This window comes from Verrucomicrobium sp. 3C, from assembly GCF_000379365.1.
Taxonomy (GTDB): domain Bacteria; phylum Verrucomicrobiota; class Verrucomicrobiia; order Methylacidiphilales; family Methylacidiphilaceae; genus Methylacidimicrobium.
The window spans coordinates 88,353-89,841 of record NZ_KB901878.1; the positions used below are offsets into that span (position 1 = coordinate 88,353).

Consider the following 1,489-nt stretch of genomic DNA (forward strand, 5'->3'; position numbering starts at 1 on the left):
TGGCGTAAATAGTCGCCTACCGATCGCCCCGCCCCCAGATAGTGGCGCTCCTTCAACTGCCCATCGAACCATTCGATTTCTTCGGGAGAACTGGCAATCGAAACTTCCAGTCCGCAATCCCTTGCCCCATCGGCTCTTAAATGGAAAAGCTGTTTCATCGAGCCTATGGCATCGAAAAAGTCGCCTCATGTCTAGCCTTTCTTTCCCTCCCTGGCGCAGAATCACTTGACCGTTCATAAAAAAAGGCCCTGCCGAGAGGAAAGCCTGGATCTGATTTTCATTGACCTTCTGGATGAGATTGCTCGCCGAGCCGGAGAGAGGCTTGAGGGAAGAAGAAGGGACGCCCGGGGAGTAGTAATTGGAGGAGGAACTCCCGCAGGGCATCAAGGAGCGTTTCTTCGCGTTGCCGTTCTCGTTATGCGGGCTTCGGCTGCTCGTACTGACGCTGATGATCGCCCCGTTGGCCAACGTCCCCGCCGCTGCTGCCGCCACCTGGGCTGCCGCTTGCCGGACGGCATGATTGGCGCCAGCGGGAGTGGGAGGAGGAGGGCATGGGTCGCAGGCTGCGGAGGCGGGGATGACCGTGGCGCGCTCCTGATCTGCCGCAGCGGGCGCGTTTGCTTCCGGCGCGGAGGGCGCAGCTTGGGGAGCCGGGCTTTCGCTGGGCAGAATTTCCGTCATGTACTGCCCAGGTGCCGAGAGCGTGGAAAAGTGACAAACGGTGGCAATAAGCAGCCGAAGGAGAAGAGGGCAGCAGAGGGACCAGGAGGTAGACGGCGAGGCCACGTCTATCTCATTAGGACAATGGGCGGGAGAATCGCGAATCCGGCCATCCGGTGAGAATGGCCGCCTTCTTGGGCGGGCAGCAGCGTTTTGGCCCCGCTCGGCCGACTGCCGATTTGCTCCGGGAGGAGCGTCGCTCGTTCGATGGCAGGGAGCGGCGGGGGAGCGAGCTTTGTGGTCTACGCCCAATCTCGCGTTTCCTTCGAGCGGGCGACCTTCACTGACTCGGCGCAGTGCGGCTCCCGCGGCACCCGCAGTCACGCCCTTGACCGGGCCGACGTTCGGTGCGGATCACCCTCGTGTTGAGTGGACCCCGATGGCAACACAGATTTTCTCCGAATTTAAGCTGCATCTATTACTTCAGTCGCAGCGGAACAGCGCTGCCCTGTTGTTGCGCGGGGATTCTCCCCGCGTTCCGCCGACCCATGTTTGGGGGAAGGTCTCGTAAGTCGTTGTGAGGCAGTACCCGTCATTTCAAATTGGCACTACAGGACCCATTTTTGCCCTTTGGGGCGGCGGCTCCCGGGCAGAGATGTGCAAGGCGGAGAGGATTTGCCGGGCCTGATGGTTCCCGGCGGTGACCCCGCGACGTTTTTCATTTCCGAAGGCGAACTCCACCAGATGGATGGTTCGGAGGGCAACCCAAGCTTGCTCGCTGGAGAAGGGGAGATTGGCCGCCTTGAGTTTCTTCTCCAGGAGCCGGTCA

General features: G+C 60.9%; 2 protein-coding genes. One reads left to right on the plus strand and one right to left on the minus strand.

The window, feature by feature from the left end:
- The first annotated feature begins 358 nt into the window (after positions 1–358).
- Positions 359–520: a hypothetical protein gene (locus A37A_RS20320; RefSeq protein WP_155996715.1), complete on the plus strand. Its 162-nt coding sequence runs from the start codon at positions 359–361 to the stop codon at positions 518–520.
- A gap of 737 nt (positions 521–1,257) precedes the next feature.
- Here the strand turns inward: A37A_RS20320 and A37A_RS20870 are convergent.
- Positions 1,258–1,489 (minus strand): hypothetical protein (locus A37A_RS20870; RefSeq protein WP_196799654.1); only part of this gene is annotated, 232 nt, incomplete at its 5' end.